Annotated in this window: 23 protein-coding genes and 1 other RNA gene; 10 read left to right on the top strand and 14 right to left on the bottom strand. The window is 59.4% G+C overall.

Features of this window, described 5'->3' with window-relative positions; genetic code table 11:
* The first annotated feature begins 60 nt into the window (after positions 1–60).
* The 4 genes from BM403_RS15040 (at position 61) to hemN (ending at position 4,906) form a co-directional block, all read left to right on the top strand.
* On the top strand, positions 61–2,505 hold the full coding sequence (locus BM403_RS15040; RefSeq protein WP_093543477.1) for a heavy metal translocating P-type ATPase: 2,445 nt from the start codon (positions 61–63) through the stop codon (positions 2,503–2,505).
* A gap of 22 nt (positions 2,506–2,527) precedes the next feature.
* A complete protein-coding gene (ccoS, locus tag BM403_RS15035) occupies positions 2,528–2,746 on the top strand; it encodes a cbb3-type cytochrome oxidase assembly protein CcoS (RefSeq protein ID WP_046035979.1) in 219 nt (72 codons plus the stop codon).
* On the top strand, positions 2,739–3,422 hold the full coding sequence (locus BM403_RS15030; RefSeq protein ID WP_093543474.1) for a sulfite exporter TauE/SafE family protein: 684 nt from the start codon (positions 2,739–2,741) through the stop codon (positions 3,420–3,422). Before ccoS ends, BM403_RS15030 begins: the two co-directional genes overlap by 8 nt.
* A gap of 101 nt (positions 3,423–3,523) precedes the next feature.
* Positions 3,524–4,906 carry an oxygen-independent coproporphyrinogen III oxidase gene (gene hemN / locus BM403_RS15025; RefSeq protein ID WP_046035977.1) on the top strand — a complete coding sequence of 461 codons (1,383 nt, stop codon included), beginning with the start codon at positions 3,524–3,526 and terminating at the stop codon, positions 4,904–4,906.
* Here the strand turns inward: hemN and BM403_RS15020 are convergent, their stop codons facing one another.
* On the bottom strand, positions 4,907–5,401 hold the full coding sequence (locus tag BM403_RS15020) for a hypothetical protein (RefSeq protein WP_093543471.1): 495 nt from the start codon (positions 5,399–5,401) through the stop codon (positions 4,907–4,909).
* Between the two features lie 156 nt (positions 5,402–5,557).
* Between BM403_RS15020 and fnr the strand changes: the two genes are divergently transcribed.
* Both fnr and BM403_RS15010 read left to right on the top strand, forming a co-directional pair.
* Positions 5,558–6,292 carry a fumarate/nitrate reduction transcriptional regulator Fnr gene (fnr, locus tag BM403_RS15015; protein ID WP_015885309.1) on the top strand — a complete coding sequence of 245 codons (735 nt, stop codon included), beginning with the start codon at positions 5,558–5,560 and terminating at the stop codon, positions 6,290–6,292.
* Positions 6,293–6,398: 106 nt separating this feature from the next.
* Positions 6,399–6,947 carry an adenine phosphoribosyltransferase gene (locus BM403_RS15010; RefSeq protein WP_093543469.1) on the top strand — a complete coding sequence of 183 codons (549 nt, stop codon included), beginning with the start codon at positions 6,399–6,401 and terminating at the stop codon, positions 6,945–6,947.
* Positions 6,948–7,080: 133 nt separating this feature from the next.
* Here the strand turns inward: BM403_RS15010 and BM403_RS15005 are convergent, their stop codons facing one another.
* From BM403_RS15005 to dnaX, 5 genes are all read right to left on the bottom strand, one after another.
* Complete coding sequence (locus BM403_RS15005) at positions 7,081–8,229, bottom strand: acyl-CoA dehydrogenase family protein (RefSeq protein ID WP_093543467.1); 1,149 nt, start codon at positions 8,227–8,229, stop codon at positions 7,081–7,083.
* A gap of 224 nt (positions 8,230–8,453) precedes the next feature.
* Positions 8,454–9,056 (bottom strand): recombination mediator RecR, encoded by a 603-nt coding sequence (gene recR / locus BM403_RS15000; protein ID WP_015885312.1) that lies wholly within the window; start codon positions 9,054–9,056, stop codon positions 8,454–8,456.
* A 65-nt stretch (positions 9,057–9,121) separates the two neighbouring features.
* Positions 9,122–10,156, bottom strand: a complete 1,035-nt coding sequence (locus tag BM403_RS14995; protein WP_046036433.1) for an NADP-dependent oxidoreductase — start codon at positions 10,154–10,156, stop codon at positions 9,122–9,124.
* Positions 10,157–10,289: 133 nt separating this feature from the next.
* Positions 10,290–10,628 carry a YbaB/EbfC family nucleoid-associated protein gene (locus tag BM403_RS14990; protein ID WP_003175481.1) on the bottom strand — a complete coding sequence of 113 codons (339 nt, stop codon included), beginning with the start codon at positions 10,626–10,628 and terminating at the stop codon, positions 10,290–10,292.
* Between the two features lie 42 nt (positions 10,629–10,670).
* Positions 10,671–12,737: a DNA polymerase III subunit gamma/tau gene (gene dnaX, locus BM403_RS14985; RefSeq protein ID WP_093543465.1), complete on the bottom strand. Its 2,067-nt coding sequence runs from the start codon at positions 12,735–12,737 to the stop codon at positions 10,671–10,673.
* A gap of 133 nt (positions 12,738–12,870) precedes the next feature.
* Here dnaX and BM403_RS14980 point away from each other — a divergent pair, with 133 nt between their 5' ends.
* Positions 12,871–13,620, top strand: a complete 750-nt coding sequence (locus tag BM403_RS14980; protein ID WP_093543463.1) for a substrate-binding periplasmic protein — start codon at positions 12,871–12,873, stop codon at positions 13,618–13,620.
* Positions 13,621–13,673: 53 nt separating this feature from the next.
* The gene (locus BM403_RS14975) at positions 13,674–14,045 is read left to right on the top strand and encodes a VOC family protein (protein ID WP_093543461.1); all 372 of its coding nucleotides are present in this window, start codon (positions 13,674–13,676) and stop codon (positions 14,043–14,045) included.
* Here the strand turns inward: BM403_RS14975 and BM403_RS14970 are convergent.
* Positions 13,959–14,918 (bottom strand): DMT family transporter, encoded by a 960-nt coding sequence (locus BM403_RS14970; RefSeq protein WP_093543460.1) that lies wholly within the window; start codon positions 14,916–14,918, stop codon positions 13,959–13,961. The genes BM403_RS14975 and BM403_RS14970 overlap by 87 nt on opposite strands.
* A gap of 103 nt (positions 14,919–15,021) precedes the next feature.
* Here BM403_RS14970 and BM403_RS14965 point away from each other — a divergent pair, with 103 nt between their 5' ends.
* Positions 15,022–15,888 (top strand): LysR family transcriptional regulator, encoded by an 867-nt coding sequence (locus BM403_RS14965; protein ID WP_093543458.1) that lies wholly within the window; start codon positions 15,022–15,024, stop codon positions 15,886–15,888.
* Between the two features lie 215 nt (positions 15,889–16,103).
* Here BM403_RS14965 and BM403_RS14960 read toward each other — a convergent pair whose 3' ends face one another.
* From BM403_RS14960 to BM403_RS14930, 7 genes are all read right to left on the bottom strand, one after another.
* Positions 16,104–16,694: a hypothetical protein gene (locus BM403_RS14960; protein WP_093543456.1), complete on the bottom strand. Its 591-nt coding sequence runs from the start codon at positions 16,692–16,694 to the stop codon at positions 16,104–16,106.
* Position 16,695: 1 nt separating this feature from the next.
* Positions 16,696–17,742 carry an N-acetylmuramidase family protein gene (locus BM403_RS14955; RefSeq protein WP_015885320.1) on the bottom strand — a complete coding sequence of 349 codons (1,047 nt, stop codon included), beginning with the start codon at positions 17,740–17,742 and terminating at the stop codon, positions 16,696–16,698.
* Between the two features lie 157 nt (positions 17,743–17,899).
* Positions 17,900–19,861 (bottom strand): hypothetical protein, encoded by a 1,962-nt coding sequence (locus tag BM403_RS14950; protein ID WP_093543454.1) that lies wholly within the window; start codon positions 19,859–19,861, stop codon positions 17,900–17,902.
* A 20-nt stretch (positions 19,862–19,881) separates the two neighbouring features.
* Positions 19,882–20,313, bottom strand: a complete 432-nt coding sequence (locus tag BM403_RS14945; protein ID WP_093543791.1) for a hypothetical protein — start codon at positions 20,311–20,313, stop codon at positions 19,882–19,884.
* Positions 20,314–20,438: 125 nt separating this feature from the next.
* Positions 20,439–20,535, bottom strand: an RNA gene (gene ffs, locus BM403_RS14940) — signal recognition particle sRNA small type.
* A gap of 270 nt (positions 20,536–20,805) precedes the next feature.
* The gene (locus tag BM403_RS14935; protein ID WP_093543452.1) at positions 20,806–21,153 is read right to left on the bottom strand and encodes a hypothetical protein; all 348 of its coding nucleotides are present in this window, start codon (positions 21,151–21,153) and stop codon (positions 20,806–20,808) included.
* A 38-nt stretch (positions 21,154–21,191) separates the two neighbouring features.
* On the bottom strand, positions 21,192–21,572 hold the full coding sequence (locus BM403_RS14930; protein ID WP_093543450.1) for a hypothetical protein: 381 nt from the start codon (positions 21,570–21,572) through the stop codon (positions 21,192–21,194).
* 537 nt (positions 21,573–22,109) lie between these two features.
* On the opposite strand from BM403_RS14930, the gene BM403_RS14925 reads away from it, so the two are divergent.
* Positions 22,110–25,997 carry an ATP-binding protein gene (locus BM403_RS14925; RefSeq protein WP_175538076.1) on the top strand — a complete coding sequence of 1,296 codons (3,888 nt, stop codon included), beginning with the start codon at positions 22,110–22,112 and terminating at the stop codon, positions 25,995–25,997.
* Positions 25,998–26,635: the final 638 nt, after the last annotated feature.

Here is a 26,635-nt window from a genome sequence, read left to right as displayed (position 1 = left end):
CCCCTGTGGGAGTGGGCTTGCCCACGATGAGGCCCTCCCAGCCCCTATAGATTCCAGATCATGACCACCCCCTGCTACCACTGCGCCCTCCCCGTCCCCTCCGGCAGCCGGTTTACCAGCGTGATCCTCGGCGCGCGCCGCGAGCTGTGCTGCCCCGGCTGCCAGGCCGTGGCCGAAGCGATTGTGGCCGGGGGCCTGGAAAGTTATTACCAGCACCGCAGTGAAGCCTCGGCCAACCCCGAAACGCTGCCGGTGCAGTTGCTGGACGAGCTGGCGCTGTATGACCGCGCCGACGTGCAAAAACCTTTTGTGCGCCACGAAGGCGACCTCGCCGAAGCCACCCTGCTGATGGAAGGCATCAGCTGCGCCGCCTGCGGCTGGCTGATCGAAAAACACCTGCGCAGCCTGCCCGCCGTGGCCGAGGCGCGGCTGAACCTGTCCAACCACCGCTTGCAGGTGCGCTGGGCGGATGGGCAACTGCCGCTGAGCCAGCTGCTCAGTGAGCTGCGCCATATCGGCTACGCCGCCCACCCCTATCAAGCCGACCGCGCCGCCGAGCAACTGGCCGGCGAAAACCGCCTGGCCCTGCGCCAACTGGGTGTGGCCGGGCTGTTGTGGTTCCAGGCGATGATGGCAACCATGGCCACCTGGCCGGAATTCAATATCGACCTGAGCCCGGAGCTGCATGTAATCCTGCGCTGGGTGGCGATGTTTCTCACCACGCCCATCGTGTTCTACAGCTGCGCACCGTTTTTCAAGGGGGCGATGCGCGACCTGCGCACCCGCCACCTGACCATGGATGTCTCGGTGTCATTGGCCATCGGCGGTGCGTACCTGGCGGGGATCTGGACCGCGATCACCGGCGTGGGTGAGTTGTACTTCGATGCGGTGGGCATGTTTGCGCTGTTCCTGCTGGCCGGTCGCTACCTGGAACGTCGTGCCCGCGAGCGTACGGCCGCCGCCACCGCGCAGCTGGTCAACCTGCTGCCCGCCTCCTGCCTGCGACTCAAGGCCGATGGCCAGAGTGAACGCATCCTGCTCCCCGAACTGGCGCTGGGCGACCGTGTACTGGTGCATCCTGGCGCGGTGCTGCCGGCAGACGGCGTGATCCTCGACGGCCACTCGAGCATTGATGAATCCCTGCTCACCGGTGAGTACCTGCCGCAACCGCGCCAGACCGAGGATGCGGTCACGGCGGGCACCCTTAACGTCGAAGGTGCCTTGACCGTCGAAGTGCGTGCATTGGGTCATGACACGCGCCTGTCCGCCATCGTGCGCCTGCTGGAACGGGCCCAGGCCGAGAAACCACGCCTGGCGCAGATCGCCGACCGCGCCGCGCAGTGGTTCCTGTTGTGCTCGCTGATCGCGGCCGCGCTGATCGGTCTGCTTTGGTGGGAGCTGGACGCGTCACGGGCGTTCTGGATTGTGCTGGCGATGCTGGTAGCGACCTGCCCCTGCGCATTGTCCCTGGCCACGCCCACTGCCCTCACCGCCGCCACCGGCACCTTGCACAAACTGGGGCTGCTGCTGACCCGGGGCCATGTGCTGGAAGGGCTGAACCAGATCGATACAGTGATTTTCGACAAGACCGGCACCCTCACCGAAGGGCGCCTGGCATTGAGAGCGATCCGGCCCTTGGGCAGCTTGAGCACCGACCTGTGCCTGAGCCTCGCCGCCGCCCTCGAAAACCGCTCCGAACACCCGATTGCGCGTGCCTTTGGGCGTGCACCGCTGGCCGCCGACGAGGTGCTCAGTTCGCCAGGACTGGGCCTTGAAGGCCGCGTGGGCGAGCGCCTACTGCGCATTGGTCAACCGGGCTTTGTCTGCGAACTCAGTGGCTGCGCGATTCCCACTGCGCCGGAGCTTTCCGGCCAATGGCTGCTGCTTGGCGACCGCGAAGGCGCCCTGGCCTGGTTTGTGCTCGACGACCGCCTGCGCAGCGACGCCCCTGCGTTGCTGGCCGCGTGCAAGGCGCGCGGTTGGCGCACGCTGTTGCTGTCCGGGGACAGTTCGCCGATGGTCGCCAGCGTCGCCGCCGAGCTGGGTATCGATGAAGCCCACGGCGGCCTGCGCCCGGATGACAAGCTGCGCGTGCTGCAACACCTGCACAAGGAAGGCCGCAAGGTGCTGATGCTCGGCGATGGGGTCAACGATGTGCCGGTACTCGCCGCCGCCGACATCAGCGTGGCCATGGGCACGGCCACGGACCTGGCCAAGACCAGCGCCGATGCCGTGCTGCTGTCCAATCGACTGGACGCGCTGGTACACGCCCTTACCCTGGCACGACGCACCCGCCGGGTGATCATTGAAAACCTGCTCTGGGCCGGGCTGTACAATGGCCTTATGCTGCCGTTTGCCGCCCTGGGCTGGATCACCCCCATCTGGGCCGCGATCGGCATGTCCCTCAGTTCATTGACCGTGGTGCTCAACGCCCTGCGCCTGACTCGCCTGCCGAGCGCGCCGGCGGCCCGAGCCCCCTCAGTAACCCGCCCGCTGCCGGTGTGAACCGCGCGAGCATGGAGTGCAGATGCCAGCTTTATACGTGATGATTCCGGCGGCGCTGCTATTAGTGGGTGTGGCCATCTACATCTTCTTCTGGGCCGTGGACAGCGGGCAGTACGACGACCTCGACGGCCCGGCCCATAGCGTGTTGTTCGACGACCAGGACCCGAACCACCTGGCTGCCATCGACGAAGCCAACGACGCCGAACACCCGTCCAAGCCCAAAGACCCGCCCCATGTTTGAGCTGGCGCCGCTGTTGGTCTCCGCGCTGATCCTCGGCCTGCTGGGGGGCGGCCATTGCCTGGGCATGTGCGGCGGGCTGATGGGCGCGCTGACCCTGGCGATTCCCAAGGAACAGCGTGGCCGCAGGTTTCAACTGCTGCTGGCGTACAACCTGGGCCGAGTGCTCAGCTATGCCGCAGCCGGGGTGTTGATCGGCCTGGCCGGCTGGGCGGTGGCGAACAGCCCGGCGGCGATGTTCATGCGCGTACTGGCCGGGCTGTTGTTGATCAGCATGGGCCTGTACCTGGCCGGCTGGTGGAGCGGCCTCACCCGCATCGAACGCCTCGGGCGCGGCCTGTGGCGGCATATCCAGCCCGTGGCCGGCCGTTTGTTGCCGGTCTCCAGCCTGCCGCGCGCATTGCTGCTGGGCGCGTTGTGGGGTTGGTTGCCGTGCGGGTTGGTCTACAGCACGTTGCTGTGGGCGGCCAGCCTGGGCAATGCGCTGGACAGCGGCCTGTTGATGCTGGCGTTCGGGCTGGGGACCTGGCCGGTGCTGTTGGCGACCGGCCTGGCGGCTGAGCGCGTCACGGCGCTATTGCGCAAACGCAGCGTGCGCATGGCCGGAGGGCTGCTGGTGATGCTGTTCGGCATATGGACATTGCCCGGTCCGCATCAGCACTGGTTGATGGGCCACTAACGCGCTGTGGCATAGCGCCGCTCCCTGTTGATGCAAATCAAGGTGCGCCCCCCGGCCAGCCCCTAGACTCGGCCCACTAGCCTATCCGGGGGAACGCCCGCATGCTCGACGCCATTCGTTGGGACACCAATCTGATTCACCGTTACGACCTGGCGGGACCGCGCTACACGTCCTACCCCACCGCCGTACAATTCGACAGCCAGGTCGGCACCTTTGACCTGCTCCACGCCCTGCGTGAGAGCCGCAAGGCCGCGCGGCCGCTGTCGCTGTATGTGCATGTGCCGTTCTGCGCCAACATTTGCTATTACTGTGCCTGCAACAAGGTGATCACCAAGGACCGCGGCCGCGCCCTGCCCTACCTGCAACGGCTGGAGCAGGAAATCCAGCTGGTGGCCTGCCACCTCGACCCGAAACAACCGGTGGAACAGCTGCACTTCGGCGGCGGCACGCCGACCTTTCTCAGCCACGACGAATTGCGCCAGGTCATGAACTGCCTGCGCCAGCACTTCAACCTGCTGGATGATGACTCCGGCGACTACGGCATCGAGATCGACCCGCGTGAAGCCGACTGGGCCACCATGGGCCTGCTGCGTGAGCTGGGTTTCAACCGCGTAAGCATCGGCCTGCAAGACCTCGACCCCGAGGTGCAACGGGCCGTCAATCGCCTGCAAAGCCTGGAGGAAACCCGCGCGGTGATCGATGCGGCACGTACGCTGCAATTTCGCTCGATCAATATCGACCTGATTTACGGCCTGCCCAAGCAAACGCCCATCAACTTCGCGCGCACGGTAGAGGAAGTGATCAAGTTGCAACCGGACCGCCTGTCGGTGTTCAACTACGCCCACCTGCCGGAACGCTTCATGCCCCAGCGGCGCATCAACACCGACGACCTGCCCTCCCCGGCGGAAAAGCTGCTGATGCTGCAAACCACCATCGAGCAACTGACCCAGGCCGGTTACCGCTACATCGGCATGGACCACTTCGCCCTGCCGGACGACGAACTGGCCATCGCCCAGGAAGAAGGCACCCTGCAACGCAACTTTCAGGGCTACACCACCCACGGCCATTGCGACTTGATCGGGCTCGGGGTGTCGGCGATCAGCCAGATCGGTGATCTTTACTGCCAGAACAGCAGTGACCTCACCGGCTACCAGAACACCTTGGCGGGCGCGCAACTGGCCACCAGCCGCGGGCTGGTCTGCACCACGGACGATCGCTTGCGACGGGAAGTGATTCAGCAGTTGATCTGCAATTTCAGCCTGGCATTCGAGAACATCGAGCAGGCATTCAACATTGATTTTCGTGGGTATTTCGAGGAGATCTGGCCGCAACTCCAGGCAATGGCCGAAGATGGCCTGATCGAACTCGACGCCCAGGGCATTCGTGTATTGCCCGCCGGGCGACTGCTGGTGCGGTCGGTGTGCATGGTGTTCGATGCCTACCTGGAGCACCAGAACAGGCAACGATTTTCACGGGTGATCTAGTTATACCGATAACGAAGCGGCCTTGAGCGCATCTTGGCTGCTAAGACCTTTCATCGTCTTGGCCAGGGAGGTCTGCGCGGTCACAAGGCTGGCTTGCAAGCTGCTGAGCGCGCCTTGCAGGTTACTGATCTTGATCCGCGCTTCTTCCGGGGTGAGGCGCTTGTCCGCCATCACCGCCTGCAGCTCGGCCTGCTTTTCGGCGATCTGCGCCTTGATCTGGCGAATCATCTTGAGGACCTGTTGGACGTTGTCCGGCAGACCACTCTCTTCGATATCGTTGTTGGATTGCTTAACATCGCTGAGGGCTTTTAACGCCGCACCGGAAATGGTCACCTTCACGCCCTCCTCCTCTTTGGGCGCGCGCAGCGGAGCGGTAGTGCTGTCCTTGAGATCTTTGGCGGCCTTGGCAGCCTTGGCTTCCGCCACCAGATCTTTAGGCTCCGAAAAGGACTGAACACCAGTGCTGGCCGGATGGGTTGCACCAATGGAAATCATGATTCGAGCCTCCCAGGCTCACGAGGTAGTAACCGTGTATCGGCATCGATACAAAAAGCTTTATACGGCTGTCGTTTTTTTGTACAGGCTGGCCTCACTGCCACCCAGTGCGTTACCCTTACGTCTTATGTGTGTTTTCCCACAAGGATTTAAGAAATGTCCGAGCCAGTTAAACTGCGCGCTCACAGCCAGGCCCATTGCAAGGATTGCAGCCTGGCCCCCCTCTGCTTGCCACTTTCGCTGAATTTGGAAGACATGGATGCGCTGGACGAGATCGTTAAACGCGGTCGCCCGCTGAAAAAAGGCGAGTTTCTGTTTCGCCAGGGTGACAAGTTCGATTCCGTTTATGCAGTACGTTCGGGTGCGTTGAAGACCTTCAGCCTGAGCGATGGCGGCGAAGAGCAGATCACTGGTTTCCACCTGCCCAGCGAACTGGTGGGGTTGTCGGGCATGGACACCGAGATTCACCCGGTGTCGGCCCAGGCCCTGGAGACCACATCGGTGTGCGAAATCCCCTTCGAACGCCTGGACGAACTGGCCCTGCAATTGCCGCAACTGCGCCGCCAGCTGATGCGAGTGATGAGCCGCGAGATTCGCGACGACCAGCAAATGATGCTGCTGTTGTCGAAGAAAACCGCCGACGAGCGCATCGCCACGTTCCTGGTCAACCTGTCCGCACGGTTCCGTGCCCGTGGTTTCTCGGCCAACCAGTTCCGCCTGAGCATGTCGCGCAATGAAATCGGCAACTACCTGGGCCTCGCGGTGGAAACCGTGTCCCGCGTATTCACCCGCTTCCAGCAGAACGCACTGCTTGCCGCCGAAGGCAAGGAAGTGCATATCCTCGACCCGATCCAGCTGTGTGCACTGGCCGGTGGTTCGCTCGAAGGTTAAGGCACTCGAAGGTTAAGAGAAGGGTTGATCCAGACACCTGCGGCGCGCCAATCGGCGAGGTCGCAGGTATACTTCGAGTCCGTTTCCAGCCCAGGACTCTTCGACGATGACCTTCGATTCGTTCGACATCAAACCCCTGATCCGCCCCGTCATCGACTTCCCCAAGCCTGGGGTGATCTTTCGTGACATTACTCCCCTGTTCCAATCGCCCCGCGCCCTGCGCCTGGTAGCGGACAGCTTTGCCCAGCGTTATGTCGAAGCCGACTTCACCCATATCGGCGCGATGGATGCACGGGGCTTCCTGATCGGCTCGATCATCGCCTACCAACTGAACAAGCCGCTGATCCTGTTCCGCAAGCAGGGCAAGCTGCCCGCCGACGTGCTGGCCGAGGGTTATCAGACCGAGTACGGCGAGGCCTTCCTGGAAGTGCACGCGGACAGCCTGTGCGAGGGCGACTCGGTGTTGATGTTCGATGATTTGATCGCCACCGGCGGCACCCTGATCGCCGCGGCGAACCTGGTGCGGCGCATGGGGGCGAAGATCTTCGAAGCAGCGGCGATTATTGATCTGCCGGAGCTGGGTGGCTCGCAGCGGTTGGAAGATATGGGGATTCCGACGTTTTGCTTGACGCAGTTTGCGTTGACTGAACGTTAAGGTTTACCTGGGCCGGCCTCTTCGCGAGCAAGCCCGCTCCCACATTTGATCGTCTTCACAGATATGAATCTGTGAACCCAATCAAATGTGGGAGGGGGCTTGCCCCCGATGAGGCCATCCGCAGCACAGCACATCACAACCCCATCTGCTTGCTGATGATCTCATTCATCACTTCACGCGTACCGCCACCGATGGACAGGATACGGTTGTCACGGTACAGCCGCTCCACCAGGCTGCCGCGCATATACCCCTGGCCACCGAGGATCTGCACCGCGTCGTAGGTGACGCGGTCGGCGGTGTCGGTGGCCAGGTTCTTGGCCATCGAAATCTCCTTGATCACGCTGATACCTGCGGCCATTTTTGCCGCCTGGCGGTAGGTGAATTCGCGGGAGACTTCCACGGCAGTGGCCATCTCTGCCAGGCGATGCTTGAGCACTTGGAATTTACCGATAGGCTTGCCGAACGCTTCGCGCTGGGCCGCCCATTTGAGGCTTTCCTCCAAGGCCATTTGCGCGGTCATGTTGGCCATCAGGGCCAAGGCCAGGCGTTCGCTCTGGAAGTTGCCCATGATGCAGGCAAAGCCCATGTTCTCGGCGCCGATCAGGTTGCCTACGGGCACGCGGCAATCGTCGAAGAATAATTCAGCCGTGTCCGACGCCCACCAGCCCATTTTCTTCAGCGGCTGGCCGACGCTGAAACCGGGGGTGTCTTTTTCGATCAGCAGCAGGCTGATACCGGCAAAGCCAGGCCCGCCGGTGCGCACGGCCACGGTGTAGAAATCGGCGCGGATGCCGCTGGTGATGAAGGTCTTGCTGCCGCTGACGCGGTAATGGTCACCGTCGCGAATGGCGCGGGTCTGCAGGCTGGCCACATCGGAACCGCCGCCCGGTTCGGTGACCGCCAGGGCGATGATCTTTTCACCCGACAGCACCTGCGGCGCCACCCGTTCGCGCACCTCGGGCCGGGCCCATTTGACGACGGGCGGTAGGCCGATATCCAACGACCCCAGCCCCGCCACGACACCGCCAGAGCCGCAGCGCATCAACTCCTCGCTGGCGGCCACCTTGGCGAACAGATCGCCTTCATGGCTACCCCCCAGGGCTTCGGGATAACCGATGCCGAGAATCCCCGCCGCGCCGGCCTTGAGGTACAGCTCGCGGGGAAAGCTTTCCGCCTCCTCCCACTGCTCGATGCCGGGCAACAGCTCACGCTCGACAAAGCGACGCACGCTGTCGCGGACCAATTGGTGGTTGGGGTCGAAGTAGTCCAGGTAGGCAGACATCGGCAAACTCCACGGGGGGGGGCGGAGGGAAATTACCAAGCGCTTGCTTGGTTATCAAGCCGTACTCAGCTATTGCTAATGGCACAAACCCAATATGGAAAGGGGCTTGCTGTGGTGAAGGAGCCAGTCTCCCAGCAAATCTAATGGGGCTGCTTCGCCGCCCAGCGCGGGGCAAGCCCGCTCACCACAGCAAGCCAGCTCCCACATTTGTAGTGCGGTGGTCTTTAGAGGGCGATCGGTTTACGCCCGGCGAAGGAATGCGCCAGCGTCCCACCATCCACCAACTCCAACTCGCCACCCAGCGGCACGCCGTGGGCGATGCGCGAGGTGATCAGACCTTTGTTGGTCAGCAATTGGGCGATGTAATGCGCGGTCGCCTCACCTTCCACCGTCGGGTTGGTGGCCAGGATCACTTCGGTAAAGGTGCCCTGCTCTTCGATGCGCGCCACCAGTTGCGGAATGCCGATGGCTTCCGGGCCAAGGCCGTCCAGCGGCGACAGGTGGCCCTTGAGCACAAAGTAGCGCCCACGATAGCCGGTCTGCTCTACCGCGTAGACATCCATCGGCCCTTCCACGACGCACAGCAGTGTGTCGTCGCGGCGCGGGTCGGCGCATTGCGGGCAGAGCTCTTCCTCGGTGAGGGTGCGGCACTGGCGGCAGTGGCCCACGCCGGTCATGGCCTGGCTCAGGGCCTGGGCCAACCGGGTGCCGCCGCTACGATCACGCTCGAGCAATTGCAGCGCCATACGCTGGGCGGTTTTCTGGCCGACACCCGGCAATGTGCGCAGGGCGTCGATCAGTTGGCGAATCAGGGGGCTGAAGCTCATGGGCAATGGTCCGACAAAACAACGAGACGCGGTTTATACCCGCGCCCCGGATTAGCGTCAAATCCTCAATCCTGCGCGACGCGCACCACCAACTTGCCGAAGTTGCGCCCTTCCAGCAAACCGATAAAGGCCTCGGGTGCCTGCTCCAGGCCGTCGACCACGTCCTCGCGGAATTTAATCTTGCCATCGCGCACCCAAGGCGCCATGGCGCTGAGGAACTCCGGCTGGCGATCACCGTAGTCATCGAACACGATAAAGCCCTGGATGCGCACACGCTTGGTCAGCAACGTACGCTGCAGTGCCGGCAACCGGTCAGGACCGCTGGGCGCCTCGTGGGCGTTGTAGCCGGCGATCAGGCCGCACAACGGAATGCGCGCCTTGGGGTTAAGCAGCGGCATCACGGCATCAAAGACCTTGCCGCCGACGTTTTCAAAATAGATGTCCACACCGTTGAAACACGCTTGGGCCAAGTCATCGGCAAAATTCGCACTCTTGTGGTCGACGCAGGCATCAAAGCCCAATTCGTCCACCACGTAGCGGCATTTGTCGGCGCCCCCCGCGATGCCCACGACACGCAAGCCTTTGAGCTTGGCCACCTGCCCCACCACCGAGCCCACCGCGCCGGACGCTGCGGCCACCACCAGGGTTTCGCCCGCCTTGGGCTGCCCGATGTCCATCAGGCCCATGTAGGCGGTCATACCCGGCATGCCCAGCACACCCAAGGCCATGGACGGGCTCGCCAGACCGCTAGGCACCGGGATCAGGTTGCGACCATCGGAAATGCTATGGCTCTGCCAGCCGGTAGCACCGACGACCAGGTCGCCCACTTCGAATTTCGGGTTACGCGACTGTTCGATACGGCTGACAGCCCCACCGGTCATCACTTCGTCGATTTCCACCGGAGCTGCGTAGGACGGTGCATCGCTCATACGTCCGCGCATGTAGGGGTCGAGGGACAGGTACAGGGTTTTCAGCAGGACTTGGCCGTCAGCCAAGTCAGGCAGATTCACACGCTCCAGGCGGAAATTTTCCGGGGTCGGTGCGCCTTGAGGGCGTGAGACCAGGACAATGCGCTGGTTCAGGATCGGTTCTTGAGGCATGAAGGGGCTCCTTTATCGAATGTATCGGTATAGGGTGCAGACCCTGCGTGGCGTACCAGGGTTCGATCCAATTGGCACACAAAAAAATGCCAGGCACGTGGCCTGGCAGTGGAGTGTAGCTAAAACACATCGATCAGAACGGCAGCTTCATGCCCGGTGGCAGTTGCATGCCGGCGGTCACGCCGCCCATTTTTTCCTGGCTGTTGGCTTCGATCTTGCGCACGGCGTCGTTAACGGCCGCGGCGAACAGCGCCTCGAGCATTTCCAGGTCATCTTCGCCAACGCCCGGCAGGACGCTTGGGTCGATGCTCACGCGCTTGATGTCGTGACGACCGGTCATCACCACACTGACCATATCGCCACCGGCTTTACCGGTGACTTCGGCGTTGGCCAGTTCTTCCTGCATCTTGGCCATCTTTTCCTGCATCTGCTGCGCCTGCTTCATCAGGCCGGCCATGCCACCTTTCATCATGGGAATCACCTCAAAGTACGTGGATCAATTAGTAGCCCGGTGTTATGACGCCTGAGGCACCGGGGCTTCGACGGGTTCAATAGTATCGTGACGGACGACCGCACCGAACTGTTGCATCATTTGCTGGATGAGTGGATCACCCTGGATCGAATCCTCGGCCTCGCGCTGGCGGTTGATACGCCGGCGGGTCGCGGCCTGGGCCGGGGTTTCCTGCTCGGGCTTGATCAGCTCGATGGTGATGGTCAGCGGGCGCTCATGATACTGGTTCAGTGCATCGTTGAGGCGGCGTTGCTGGGTCGCGTTGAACAGGGCGCTGTGGGCCGGGTCCAGGTGCAACAGCCAGTGGTCGCCCTCAATGGAGATCAGTGTGCAGTTGGCGGCGATGCTGCCGGTCATGCCGGAAATCGGCAGTTTCGGGAACAGCTCCAGCCATTGCAGGGCCAGGCCGGTGGCCGGGGCCGCAGCGGGTTCCGCCTCGGGCTCGGGGGCCGGCTCGGCGGTGTGTTCGCTGGCCAGGTCGTCCAGGTAGCTGTAGGCCGAATCCATGTCCGGCTCGATGTAGTCCTCGTCCAGCGGCGGTTCGTCGTCGAGGTCGATGCCCGGCGTGGCAGCTTCCACCTGGGCCACGGTAGGCTCGGGGACCGGCGCGGACACCCACTCGGGGGCATCCGGCACCACGCTGTCCGGGGTCGGCGTGGGCATCGGCGTCAGCTCGGGCTGCTCGCCGATGGTTTCCAGCACGGGCTCTACGGCAGGCACCCGCTCGACGTCGGCGTCAGCCTCCACCGGGTCATTCCAAGGCAGGTCGACGACCGGCTCAGGCGCGCTGACCGGTTCCGGCTCAACCGCCGGCGCAGCAGACACTGGTCCAGGCTCAGGTTCAGGTTCAGGCACCGAAGCAACCGGCGTGGGTGCAGCAACCACTGGCGCAACCACCGCCGCGCCAGCCACTGGTTTGGCGGAATCAACTGTGGCCTGGCTGATCCCCACTGGCTTTAGCGGCTGTCTCGGCGCGTCTGCCGAGTCGGCGGGCCGGAAGGCCAGCATCCGCAGCAGCACCATTTCAAAGCCGCCCCTCGGGTCGGGGGCCAGGGGCAGGTCGCGGCGACCGATCAGGCCCATCTGGTAGTAGAACTGCACGTCTTCGGCCGGCAACGCCTGGGCCAGGGCCAACACGCGGTCGCGGTCGCCATGGCCGTTGTCGACACCCTCAGGCAGCGCCTGGGCGATGGCAACGCGGTGCAGCACATTAAGGATTTCCGAGAGCACGCCATTCCAGTCGGGGCCTTGCTCCGACAAGTGGCGCACGGCCTCGAGCAAGGCCTTGGCGTCGCCTTCGATCAGCGCGTGCAGCACGTCGAATACCTGGCCGTGGTCCAGGGTACCGAGCATGGCGCGCACGTCGGCGGCCATGACCTTGCCCTCGCCAAAGGCAATGGCCTGGTCGGTGAGGCTCATGGCGTCACGCATCGAACCATCGGCGGCGCGGCCGAGCAGCCACAGGGCATCGTCTTCGAACGGTACGTTCTCGACGCCCAGCACGTGGGTCAAATGCTCGACCACCCGCTCGGGGGTCATGTTTTTCAGGGAGAACTGCAGGCACCGCGACAGAATCGTTGCAGGAAGTTTCTGCGGGTCGGTGGTGGCCAGGATGAATTTGACGTAGGGCGGCGGCTCTTCCAGGGTTTTCAACAAGGCGTTGAAGGAGTGGCTGGAGAGCATGTGCACTTCGTCGATCAGGTAGACCTTGAAGCGGCCGCGGCTTGGCGCGTACTGCACGTTGTCGAGCAGTTCGCGGGTGTCTTCGACCTTGGTGCGGCTCGCGGCGTCGATCTCGATCAGGTCGACGAAACGCCCTTCGTCGATTTCCTTGCACACCGAGCACGTGCCGCAGGGCGTCGAAGTGATACCGGTTTCACAGTTCAGGCATTTGGCGATGATGCGCGCAATGGTGGTCTTGCCCACCCCCCGAGTACCGGTGAACAGGTAGGCGTGGTGCAGCCGTTGGCTGTCCAAGGCATTGATCAGAGCCTTGAGCACATGGGTCTGGCCGACCATTTCGCGGAACGAGCGCGGACGCCATTTACGTGCAAGAACCTGATAACTCATCGAAAACCGTCGCAACTGGGAAGCGGAAGCCGGTAATGCTAGCGGAGCAAGGGGGAAATTGCATCCGGCACGCTCGCCTAATCTGACTAAGCTTGCCTGATTGGCCCCAAAAAGGCCTGAACCCGGAGAGTGTATGCGCGGAGTCCTGGGCGCTTTATGGATGATCACCTCGGCTTGCCTTGCAGCCCCCGCCCCCTTGCGCTTCTCGGTCTCCGACAGCTGGGCCATGCCCGTGGTGCAGTTGGAGGACGGCCGGCCGACCCAGGGTATTTTGTATGACCTGATGTTGAGCCTGGCCACCCAAGTTGGCCGACCGGCCGAATTCCACGTGCTGGCGCGGGCGCGCATCTCCGGCGCCATGGAGCATGGCGACATTGATGTGCGCTGTTATGTCACCCAGGCCTGGGTCGACAACCTGTCCGGCGACTACAGCTGGAGCGTCCCGCTGATGGTGCAGCGCAACCTGCTGGTCAGCACCCACATCCCCGCGCAGCCGGTACACGCCAGCACACTCGCGCCGCAAGCCATCGGCACGGTGCTCAATTACCGCTACGCCACCCTTGACCCGCTGTTTGCCAGCGGCCAGCTCAGCCGCGACGATGCGCGCAGCGAGGAGCAAGTGCTGCACAAACTGGTGGCCGGGCGCTTCAAGTTCGCCGTGGCCAATGAATGGATACTCGACCGTTTCAACCAGCGGATGCCGGTCGGCAAACGGCTGCACAAGGTGGCGGTGATGGATGAACAGCACCTGGGCTGCGCCGTACGCAACGACCCGGATGTGCCGGTGCAGCAGATCCTGCGCACCTTATTGCGGATGAAGCTGTCGGGCGAGATCGATCAACTCATCCAGCTCTACACCGGTGAGACTCCTGACAGGAACTGACAGCACCGCCTTATAGACTCGGCTCCCCAAACACGCATGTCCAAGGAGCCCGCATGAACACCATCGCTCACTATTTCCTGCTGTACGTCGACAGCCCGGCCACCAGCGCCAACTTCTATAGCCGTCTGCTGGACAAGCCACCGGTGGAGCTCAACCCGACCTTCGCCCTGTTCATTCTCGACAATGGGGTAAAACTGGGGCTGTGGTCGCGCCATACCGTACAGCCGGCGGCCCAGCTCACGGGCGGTGGCGGTGAAGTGGGCGTGTCCCTGGCCGACAAGGCCGCCGTGGATGCCTTGCACGCCCTGTGGGTCGAGCGCGGTGCGACGATCATCCAGTCACCGACCGCCCTGGACTTCGGCTACACCTTCGTCGCCCAGGACCTCGATGGTCACCGGCTGCGCGCGTTCTGCCTGCACGATTGACCGCCAACGCCCTTCCAGGCTGATGGCGGCCACGCTGGCCAACACGATCACGCCGCCCAGCACCACTTGCAGGGCAATGTGCTCGCCCAGCAGCGTTGTCGCCATCGTCATCGCCACCGGCGGGATCAGGTACATCGCCACTGAGGCGCGGCTGACCTCGACATGTTTCAACACATACCCCCAGGCCAGGTACGCCAAGGCGCTGGGAAAAATCCCGAGGACCAGTACCGCGAGGTTTTCCGGCAACGGCGCCTTCATCACCGCCGAGGGCAGACCTGGCAGATTCACGCAGAGCATCAAGGTGCCCGCCCACACCATGTAGCACGCCATCGTCAGCGGGCTGTAGCGGTGCGCATAGTGTTTCTGGATGGCGAAGTACAAGCTCCACGACACGGCCGCGAGCAGGATCAGCAAGCCGCGCGGGTCGATATCGCCCACACCGTGATCGCCCCAGATCACCACCAGCACGCCGAGCAAGCCCAGCAACACGCAGCTCCAGCGCCACAGGCTGACCCGTTCCTTCAAGCAGAAAAACGCGAGCAATACACTGAACAGCGGCGCCGATTGCGCCAGCACGCTCGACGCCGCAGCGGTCACGAATTGCTGCCCGTAATTGAGGCTGGTGTGGTGCAGGAACACGCCGAAAAAACTCAACACCAGCAGCCACGGCAGATCCCGCACGCGGGGTCGACCGATGCCCAGCACCAGCGCCACGCCCGCCATGAACACTGACGCAATCAAGAACCGCAGCAGCGCGAGCTGGCCAGGGCTGTAGCTGTGCAGGCCCATATGCACGCCAATCGGTGAATAGGCCCAACAGAGGATGACGCTGGCGATGACTAGCGTAAGCTTCAGGGGTGACGGGGTATTCATTGACGGCCATCCGAAAACTGAGAAGGAATGCCGTCAGTCTTGGCCCAGGCAAGGCATAGGACAATTAACCGTTTCTGACTTCTGAAATCACGGGAACTGAGCAATGGAACTGGCCCAACTGAACATGGTGCGAGCCGTGGCGCGAACCGGCAGCGTGGCCCAGGCCGCCGTGCAATTGCATTGCGTGCCGTCCAACATCACCACGCGCATCAAGCAGCTGGAAAGCGAGTTGGGCACGCCACTGTTTATTCGCGCCGGGCGTGGGCTGGTGATCAGTGCTGCCGGTGAGATCTTCCTGGAGTATTGCGAACGCATCCTGGCCTTGGTGGACGAGTCCAAACGCGCCGTGGACGCCAACGCCATTCCCCGTGGCACCCTGCGTATCGGCGCCGTGGAGTCCAGCGCCAGCGGGCGTCTGCCGCCCCTGCTGGCCGAGTATCACCGGCGCTACCCGGACGTCAGCCTGGAACTGGTGACCGGTGCCTGGGGCGAGCTGCTCGACGACCTGCAACACCACCGCCTAGACGTGGCGCTGGTGGCCGCCGGCAACAAACGCGCGAAGCTCGAACACAGCGTGGTCTACCGCGAACGCCTGGTGCTGATCGCCAGCGCCTCCAGCGACCCGATCCACAGCGCCGAAGACCTGGCTGGCCGCACCTTGCTGGTGTGGCCACCGGGCTGCCCTTATCGGGCGGCGCTGGAGAACTGGGTCAAGCCCCACGCCTTCAAACCGGCGATTGCCAGCTATGCCAGCTGGGGCACGATCATCGGTTGCGTGAGTGCCGGGATTGGCGTGGCGCTGGCGCCGGAAGGCATCCTGGCCCGCTATGAGCAGGCCAATCAGCTGGCGTCGTACCGCTTTGAGGAACTGCAGGCAGTGGACAACCTGCTGTTCTGGCACAAGGACACCCAGCGGCACTTGGCGCGGGATGCGTTTGCCGACTTGTTGCGTGAAACCTTTGGCGGATGAAGATCCAAAATGTGGGTGTGGGCTTGTTGGGGTAAATGGGGCTCTTTGTGATGTACGGTTTTTTTGTAGTGAGCGGGCTTGCCCCGCGCCGGGCTGCGAAGCAGCCCCATCAGATCTACAATGAACCCGCAGGGGGTCAAGCCCCGCTCACCCCAAAAAGCCCCATCCCCCACAACACGCCCGCGTCCAGATTTAGACGCTTATCGTTGTCGAAATCAGCCTTTGGGGGCCGCCAAACGCGCGTACTGATCCTGGCTGATCCACCCCGTAAACGAGCGATCATCCGCATTGATGAACTCGACCTGGGCCCAGCCATCCTTGAAGGCCAGCACACCGACCACGTCATTCTTGACGATGTACGGCCGTTTCGCCGCCTTGGCACTTGGGTTTTTCAGCAGGTAAGCCTTGTCGGCGGACACCTTCACCAGGCCGATCCATTTTTTGCTGGCGGTCTGGGTCAGGTCCAGGCCGGTGGCAATCTCCGGCATCAGCACATTGAGGCAACCCGGATGCTGGCGGCCTTCTGCCACGGTCAGGGTCACGCCGTCAGACGACGCTGCCACGCTGCCGGGGTAAGACTCGTCGAGCCAGGTGGTCAGCGCGCCGGGCTGGCCTTGCAGGTAAAACGTGCAGCCGCGCGTCACGCCTTCGCCCATCTGTTCCGAGTAGTAGCCTTCGACCTGGTGCTCAGGCGTCACCGCGAGCATCAGCCCTTCGTATTTGCCTGAATGCAACGCGGGCGAACCGGCAAAGGCAGGCGCTACGGTGCACAACGACAACACACCCAGTGCTAGAAAACGGATCATCTTATTTTTTCCCTTCAAGTTTCTCGTAGGCTTTTTGCATCAGGACGTCGTAGTTGCCGTAGTCCTCACCGTTATAGTTACGCGCCATGCCGGTAAAATCTTTAGTCTTCATGGCCTTCATCAACGCCGGGCTCTTACTGCAAAACCCGAGAAACGCCTTTAGTTGATTGCCCGCATTCACTTTTAATGCCGCAGAAAACTCAAACACGGTCTTGTAACCACAGGATGCAAAGTTGAACCCCATGATCTGAAACATGCCCCACGACGCCGACATCAAGGCCGCTTCCTGATCCAGGGCGAAGGCGGTGGCCATGGTTTCCCAGGCCTTGGTCTGGTCCTTGTTGTTAATCTGCCACTGGGGCCCGGCCTTTTTCTTATAGGTGTAGGACAGCAGCGGGTGCGCCTGGTCGTAGATGTGCTTGGTGTACCGCTGAAACAGGTGCCCTTCAAACGCGATCACCGGCAACTTAGCCGGCCCGAACCCCGAACGCCCGCCGGACTCCACCGTGGCGAAAGCCTTGATGATATTCACCGAAATGCCACTGCCTAACTGCGTAGCGGCGTTCTGAAAATCGCTCTCGCTCAGGGTCATGCCCCCGTCGCACGTGGCCTGGAGCATCAATTGGCGGTTACGCCGCTCGGCCTCGATCACCGCGCGCATGCGGTCCAGGTACACATTGACCGTGGCTTGCACCGCATCCCCCTGGTTATTGCCGAACGTATTCAGAAAGCTCGGAATACGCAGGGTCGGGAAGGCCTTCACCGGCACCTTGACCGCCTCTTCGATCAAACTGTTGAAGGTTTTACCGGTAGGGTCGATCACACCATCGGGGTGGGCATATTTGAGGTGGCGAAACTGGTACTGGCTGATGCACTGCACCAACTGGCCGTCGCACTTGCCGTTTTCGGCCAGCGGAAACCCCAGCTTGGGAATGATCAAATTGAATAGATACTGGATGCACTGCACATCGGCGGGCAAGTTACGGGCTTTACCGGGGGCGCCCACCGAAGCACTGATAAGACGGGGCAACCCTTGCAGGCTTTTCATCACAGACATCCTTGTTAGTTAAAGAAGTAGTGGCACTTCAATATCAACTCCACCACCTTGTCATACTCTGAAACAAGTGGCTGGCGGAAACTAACAAGGAGGTTTGGGGTTGTCCAGAGCGACCGGTAAAAGTTGTGAAACAGCCGAATATATTTGATCAGTAACCGTGAAACTCTCGGGTTTTCTGATACGTGTGGAAATCAATCCACTCGACCACGTCGTAAGGCAGGTACAGCTGCGCGCGAGCCCTGGAAATGGCGATGTACACCGCGCACAGTCGCTGATCGAACGCGTAGGCATCCTTGAACTTAACGTTGGTGAGCAGCTCAGGCGTGAGCAATACGCGGTCGAACTCCATGCCGCCCGCCTCTTCCGCGAGCATCAGCAGGCAGCGCTTGCCGGGGACGCCGCTCAACCGGTTCAAACGGGTAATGTCGGCGACGTTGAAGCCTTTTTCCAATTCACTCTCGACCCACAGGAACGATTCATCGAACTGGCCGGCATCGCGCACCTGCTGCCAGTCGTCCATGTCGCTGAAATACGCATGCGGGCCGTTGTCGTTGTGCTCGTTGCTGTAGAACTCCGGCTTGAACAAGGCGACGGCGCTGATCATGAAGCGCTCAAGGTCCTGCTGCGCGGCGTTGTCGAGGAGACCAAAGGGGCAGTTGGCCTGCTGCAACTGAATCGCCCATTTCATGGTGTCCCAATGGGAGGCGGTCAGCACCACGCAGCCTTCCGGCGGCACAAAGCCTTGGGGGTAATGCTCGATGCCGACATCGGCATCCCGGGCGCCTTCAAAGGGCGTCTTGCCCTTCTGCGAGTGCACGCTGATCAACGGATTGACCAGACGCTCGACGTTGCGGCCTGAGCGGACGGAGTAACTGATGTCAGTGTGCCGGACCTCACGCTTTCTCCGGACCATCACACCGCTGGCCAATTGGTATTCATCGCCGAGGGTGATCAGCACCTGGCGGCCGCGCTCGATAATCTGCAGCAACGACGGCGGGATGTCTTGGCTTTCGTCGATCAGTACATGGGTGTACCGGGGCGGCACCACGCACCCTTCGAGGCTCGCACGCTTGATCAGCCACAGCGCCGCGAAGCCGGTCTGGTTGGCCCATTGCGGGTTGGCTTCCAGGTAGGTCCACACGCGGCTGGCATACTCCAGCAACGCTTGGGCGTTGACGCTGGACAGCGGTTGCTTGAAATGCGGCAAGTGCCTCGCCGACAGGCTGTGATGGTTGGAGTGGCAATAGCTTTCGAGCACCTTCAGACAGATATCGAGTGTCGCCGCACCATCGTGCCCCCGCCAGCCATGGATATTGAGGGCCTGGGACACATCGTGCTTGCCGGGCAACCTCACCGGCGAAATCTGCGCGGAGGGCCGTGGCCCCTGCAACAGGGCCTTGGCGAAGGCGGCAAACGTCGAGCCGGCCTTGCTGTCACGCGCCAACCCCATACGTTCGCGAAGCGTCGCCAACTTTGCCCCCGTGCGCGCCAGTACGAGGGTCTGGGCGGGCCGCAGGCACTCCATCAACGCGCCGAGCAAGTGGCTCTTGCCGATGCCCGCATAGCCTTGCACATGCAGGTCTTCGTTCAGGTTGGCGCGAAAGGTGCGCACCAGCTTGTCCTGGGCCGGACTGAGCCAGCGTTCGCGGTGCCGGGGCGTGATCATCTGCTGGCTGAACGGGTCATTGCTGCGCAGGTGGCGGACCTTGTAGCCGATATCCCATTTGCCCGAAGGCAGCAGGTAATCCCGCGCCGCGACTTCTTCAGCCGACAGCAGCCGCAGGTTGACCGTTTTGAGCGCATTGAAGCCAAAGTACAGTTTGCGCGGATCGAACAGCCGCTGGGCTTCGGACAGTAATCTCGCAGCGCCTTCTGCCTGCGTGTCCACCGCCCAGTCGATCAGCTTGGTCAGGATGCGCTCGGCGCCCGTGCAGGTCAGGTCTTTTTCCGCGGTCTGGGCCAGGTTCTGGATGACCAGCACGGCGGCCAACTCCGGGTCCGTCAGGCCGGCAAGGGCCGTGGCACCGTCCGTGCCCAGCAGGGCCGTGCAGGTCTCATCCGTCACGGGCAGGAAGACGGGGCTGGATAAATCAAAGTGTTCCGGTTGCATAGTTCCTCGCAGCCAGGCAATCAGGCATTGCCCTGACCGCCCAGCTCAAACCGATATTCCCCAAGAGACCCCGACATGCCGCCGCTATGAGGATGCACGTGCGGCGTAGAGGCCATCGCATTGATCTGCTGTTGGAGTTCGAACACCGCCATATCCAGCAGCCTGCGCAAGTCCTCGGCACTCTGTGCGGCCACATTCAACTGCAGCGTGCAGGCACCCGCGAGTGGCGGCGACGCGGGCTCGGCGGGCGGCGCGGGTTCATCGGCCACCTGCGCAACCTGGATAATTTGCGCCTGGCTGAGGATCTCCGCGTGCTCGTCATCCATCAGGTCCAGCACCCTCGCTAATTCCAGGGTCTGTTCAGGGTGCGATTGAATACGGTCCTTGATCTCCAGGCGCCGCATCTGCCACTCCCGCAGTTTTTCGCGAGTGAGGTCGTCGACTTTTTCCACGTGTGTTGTCTCCGGATGCCAGGCACTGGAGTATGCCGCCATGAACCGCCCGATGGCAGATGGCGTGAAAGCATTTTTGAAGTGAAATTGAAGAGGGAATGCAAGGAAGAGCGTTATGGAGGCAACCCCACCAGCCACACCCCGGCACACAATGTTCCCGCTGTGGCTGCTGCCTTCCGGCTCTGACCAGGTTCACGGGTAATCGTTGCGGGGGGACCGATGGGGTCACCATAACGACGCTGGCCTCTCGGCAAGCGGGGCCATTCAAATCAAAAGCGCTCTCAAATTCGGTTCTTCACGTCACGCTGGCGGATGTGAATTTGGAGGCATTGTAAGGCAAGTGCTGGGCAGTCTGGCAAGGCGTTTGTACCACCTAATTGCCTCACTTTTGTACCACCACCGATATTTACCAGCACTACTAGCTCTAAATTCGTAGTCAACGGCCCCATCTCATGCTGCTAGTCCTCACAAGGCCAAGTAAAATCAAGGTAGCTAGGCGGCATCTTTGTAGAGATAAAACGAGGGTGCCCCGCTCTGCACCCAAGCTTCCATGGCGCGCCAAACTAATTCCGCTGAGGTTGGCCCATAGGAATGCACTTTGGAGAAAAACATTGTAGGAACAAACCAAACTTCTCCCGCAACCGTCATTTGAAGCTCTAGGTAATTGATAACTACGTTTTCATTGCCCCAAAGCCCCATCGAACTGACAGCCTCATCTCGTAGATTTTGGGCATAACCGCGCATCACAGAGTTGAGAACTACTACTCCGTGAGCCTTCAATGAGTCTACTAAGTCATCTAACTCAATCAGTGTGTCGTCAAAAACTGCTACTGCTTGCATTTCTTCATTCCATATGAGGATACGATTAAGGATATTTTCTAGAATTTGATTAGATTAGCCTGATGTTCCTCTTCGTCATGCTCCATAACCTCAGCAGAACTGAAATATAGTCGCACTGCTTGCTCACTTGGGTGAGTAAACACGCTGTACTCCTGATAGATCCAATTAGCACCCTCTACGCGCACATAGCCTTGCTCGATCAATTTCTCCTGAGCCTGGATAAGTGCGTGAGAACCTAGCTTATACTGCAAGCTGTAGTGCCCCATCGTTCCCTCCATATTCAAGGGTATTGTACTTCCCCCGAGCATACTTCTTGAGTCCTCTCCCACTTTATCCAGCTCGAACAGTGCTAACTCCAAAAGCTTCTTAAGGTGTTCTTCTGATTGGGCTTCGACACTAATCGTTAATGCTCTTTTCATGGGAAATCCTCAGTGATGCCTACACGGACGCAAATCGCCTGAGCCCTAAAATAGCACAAGCGAATCAACCCGCTTACGGTACACCGGAGCCATCTTAAGAGCTTCCGCCAGACTGAAGTGTTGCTGGCTCGTCTGAGGCGAGTCGATCCCGGAAACCGGGATCCGCCCTCTGGTTTTTTACTAACAAAGGGTGGACAAGACAGCACCGTGGATAAAGGACCGCTTTAAGTCCCGTCCGACAATGCAGCGTTGAACCTACCTAAAACGATGAGTCGCAAGCGCTAGCGCCAGCATTTCGAGCCTTTTGCCGTCTTAAGGTATTCTTCTAAGGATATAGATTTATGCAATACAAGGCCGAGGCTGGGCGCTTTCGGTTCCTTCTATGGGGGAGAAGATTGAGCAATCACTAATACCTCCCTGGCTGCTCCACACCCTGAAAAAAAATAGTAGGATGTGACAATCCTGTGGTGCTGCATCTGCGATTCCATTTGGGAGGCGCAGGCTGAACAGGGCAAGGAGAAGGACATGACCACGGAGTTGAGCCGCCCACTTCATCTGCATACGCTGGACAGTCTATGCGTCGACTTGGTAGCAGGGTTATCTATCGGAGTGGGAAACGACGGCAGCACGTTTCAGCTTCAGTCGGCCGCGTCGCGTGGAATACTGTTCTGGTATGGTAACAATAAGCAGAAGTGGGCAGGAAATGTCCAAACTGTCGATGTTGAGGCTATAGTTGATGCGGCTGAAACTCTACTAGACTTACCTCCCACTTCTAATCAAACAACTGTATCTGTATCTCCCCGCCAATTCACTCTCACAACAATAAAAGCACATCAGTTTTCTGGCTTGCATCACGCAGGCACATCCAGCTCCAAACCAATCGACTTCACGTTCGAATTCAGGGACGGCGTAACCCTTTTCGAGGGATACAACGGATGCGGTAAAACCTCACTTCTAAACGCCATCATCTGGGCTCTGACAGGAGAAATCTTGAGGCCTCAACGAGCGCCTGAGTCGGGCAATAAGGACTTTAATTTTGAGGTGGATGAAGGTTCAACTCATTCTGCCCCACCCGTTGTTCCTTTGCCTGATCCTTCACTAGAAGAGCTTGGGGCACCAGCGATTCCGGTTGATACTTGGGTTGAGTTGGAATTCGAAGACCAAGACAAAAGGCTGTATCAGGTTCGACGAAGCCTCAAGCGTATAGCACGCGGCGTTTTAAAGGACGAGGCATCAGGAATTGATGAACTGGGTCTCGACCCTATTAGTTTTAGAGTTGGGACGACAATGCCAGGCATTCTTCCCTACGTGCAGGTGGGATCCGCCTCAGCGCTAGGAAAGGCTGTTTCAGAACTCACGGGCATGGCACCTCTGGTCCAGCTTGCAAATCATGCAAACAAAGCAAAGAAAAAGATAGATGGCGACCTCACTAAAGCTAAGGGAGTCGAGATTGAAAACATTGACGAAGCCTATCTTCGCTCGCGTACAGACTTAGTCGATTTACTACATAAACATCAGTTGCAAATCGCAGATGCTGAAATTCCGTTCCCGTCGGACTCCGAGAACGCTGAGACTAAATTGAATCTGCTTTCCAGCAAGCTTGAAGAACTCAAAACTTACGGCCTTAACCACGCCAAACAAGTTTTGGGGAACACATTCGACGTGCAAGATGAAACACAACGAAAAGACTTATTCGATAGCATCGCACCTGCATTGAGCGCAGTAAGTAAATTAGACCCCCTTCCGTCAATGAGCCGCTTAAGGGCGCTCACCAGACTCACAGAAGCTGAAGCTGCACCGGCTAGAGATCTAATTGCGGCAGTTCGTAAGGAGGCGTCTGAACTTATCGAAATAGCAGCAGAGCCTAAAAAGGCAGCGCGCGTTCGCCTTTACGCTCGTGTTGCTGCATGGATGCGAGATCATACTCAACTGGCGCACAACGAAAGCAACTGTGCTGTTTGTGGCCAAAGTCTGTTCGATGTTGTGGATGAAATCACAGGATTGATGGTGAAGGATCACATCGCAGGCGCCGCAAAAGAAGGGGACTATGCGGGCAAGACGTTTGGCGCTTGGGCGAAACACGTTATTGCAGAAATCACGACGTCCCTTCCTGTAGCACTAGCAGCAGAAGTAAGAAGGGCTCCTTCGGACGGACCCGCATCTCTGATACGACAAGCCGTAGAGGAAGAGCTTTTTAATGACCCAGCTTTCGCCGGAAGCCTGAAACCACTTAAATCACACGTTATCAATATCTGTGACAAAGCTCTCTCAAGTTTTCCAGAGCTGGCCTTTACTGAACCGGAGAAACTGGGCGCAGGGAGGTCCGAATTCAAGGATCTCAACCTACTCATCTATCGAATAGAGCTGGCGCTGGCTTACCCTCAGTGGCGGCGGAGTGCCAATTTAGCAGTAGGTAGCTTCATGCGCGAGGTGGTTGGGCAGGTCACCACAGACGAGAGGGAGACGGAATCCAACTCGCTCATGGGGCAATTACACAAGCTGCAAAATATTGTCAGCGCAGTGGCACCTATTGATGAAGCAGCCGTAAAGCAAAAGCGTCTCATGGCCGATGTAAAAAAACGCCGCGGCTTTGAACTACGACTTAAAGCGTATAGCGTCGCAAGTATTGCACTTAAGGAATGTATTACCATAGGTGAGTTGGCAGAGCAGCAGGTCAAACAACTGCAAGGACGCCTTCATAGCAGCGCAACCTCCTGGCGTAATAAAATCTACCTCAGTGCATTTCCCTCTAATAGCATGGAACTGGTCGACACTCGAATGAGTGGAGGTGGAGATCTACAACTTCTTGTTGGCGCTTCAAAAGTAGCAGCACCAGCGCAGCATGTCTCTAACGCATCTGCTCTTCGCGCGAGCCTGCTTGGCTTCTATTTAGCTTATTGGCAATACATGCTAAAAGAGCGCGGCGGACTCAAGCTACTGCTACTCGACGACCCACAAGAACTGTTAGATGGGGACAACAGAGATAGACTAGCCGACGCAATCTACGACATCAATAAAGCTGGCGCACAATTGATAATAACAACACATGACACACGATTCGCACTTGCCGTAGCAAAGCGCACGCAGAGAAAGTCTATTTACTTAAACCATCAGTATGTTCATCCCGCCACGGTAAGGAGAGGAACCATCTTCTTAACTCCGAGCGTTGATAATGTAATAGACACTCTAGCCCTTTTCAACTCAATGCCGGATGACCCAGCGGCCGCCCAAGCTTACCTCTCAGAATGTCGAATTTTTCTAGAAGGCCGTATGGGCGACCTGTTTGATGACCGTACATACCCGGCAGCGGCAACAGTCAATTTCTCCCCGACTTTGGGTGACCATTTGAGTCGACTGCGAGGCTTGATAAAGAATGCTTCCAATGAGCTCTTCAAAAGCCCCGCGATTACTAACTTCATCAATGACCCGGCACTGAAAGACGGATCTCCAGTTTTGGCCCTACTCAACAAGGTGCATCATCGAGACAAAGCATCTATTCGCCCTAAAGAAGTGTCTGACATCAGAAGTGATCTAGATCGGTTGCGGCAGAATGTGGAGCGCGCACACGAAGCGTTCCGCAACTTCAATCGTCGAGAGCCATTACCTCCAGCCACGAACACGCTCCCCTCATTACCCCCTGCCGAAATTCCAGAATTCCAAATTTCTATCCAAGCAACTCTTAAGGCGTTTGTACGAGGGGCTTCAATTGGCGAGTCTCAAGAGATCGAACACGAAGTAATCACCTCCGATTGGTTCACCTCCAAAGCACTCTTCTACGTTAGGTCAAACTCCTTGGGATTCGCGGGTCCACCGGGCAGTGTTGTCATCGTAGATATAGATGCAGTAGCGCCAACTGATCGCCAGTTAGTTATCGCGCGGGCGGGGAAGGAAGTATACGCCCGTAGAATGCTAAGGCCTCAGGGCTCAGAGTTTGTTGCATTGGCGGCTGAGACACCGGATCCTCGGAAAAGCCCTCCTACTCAGCTGCTACATGAGCTGCAAGTATCACTTCATCCTATTATGGGTATCCTGTTTGGCGGTTTGGACTCTGTCCCTGCCTCCAAGGCAGAGGCAGTTCAAGTAGGTGAGGCACCACAAATTCAAAAAGTCCGCACGGCTTACCGCATTAAAGAGGACAGCGCCATACCGCTAGCACTACCTGGGCAAATAGCTCTCGGCGGTGAATCAATACCTGTAGATGGCTTTGATGCTCATATTGACGAGTACGTTGCATTACATCTAGACGATGGAACTAATCTTTTCAAGCGAGTTGGTAATAGGCTTCCACCACCACTTCAGCACTTGCGACAGTTTGAAAGTATTGGGGGGCTTGGGGTCGCTGATATTCTAGCCATAGAAAGGGAGCACAAAGGTCTTAGAACAGTCGTGCATGCAGTTGCAATCATAGGTGTTCTATACAAATAAAGACGACCCGTTAACCATTCACAAGCGGGCTGAGCAGTAAAAGCAGCCGATGGTGCCTCCTAAATCCAGAGGACCAAAAATGCACGTGTAAAACGCTCAATAAAGTATTGAGCGCCTGCTATTTTTGGCCGAAAAATCTGAGCGCCTTAGATAATAATGCCGACAAACTTCCTTCCCCCCTCCCCCTCCAAACACCCCTAACAATTCACCTAACGAAGCCTGTCTACTAAAGGCGCTTTGCGCCTCCACACCTTTGAGACTACCGATATGAACATGAGATACCTAGCAATCACATTACTACTGCTGACCGCTAGCCCAAGCATAGTCTTCGCTGGTGAAGGCCGGCAACCCAAGGAACGAAGAAGCCGACACCCTGGACTGCCTAGGGGCCAGCGGCGAGTGCTTTCATGAAATGACCGTGGCTAGCGCTACAACGTAAGAAACAGAAAAGGGGGATGGGCGTGCGTGTCCATCCCCCTGTCGTTTTTCTCTTACCGGCCAACCGGTTGACCTAAAGCTTCACGGCCGACAGCGACTGAAGGAATGTAGTGGTCAACTAATCCCGGACACGACGTTAAGTTTTTCCTCGGCCTGCGCTGGTGCCAACCCATCGTTGAATTGATGAGGCCGAATCCAGT

The organism is Pseudomonas sp. OV546 (assembly GCF_900116845.1).
Lineage (GTDB): Bacteria > Pseudomonadota > Gammaproteobacteria > Pseudomonadales > Pseudomonadaceae > Aquipseudomonas > Aquipseudomonas petroselini.
Note: the sequence above shows the minus strand (reverse complement) of the source record. Positions and strands in the feature narration are given on the sequence as shown.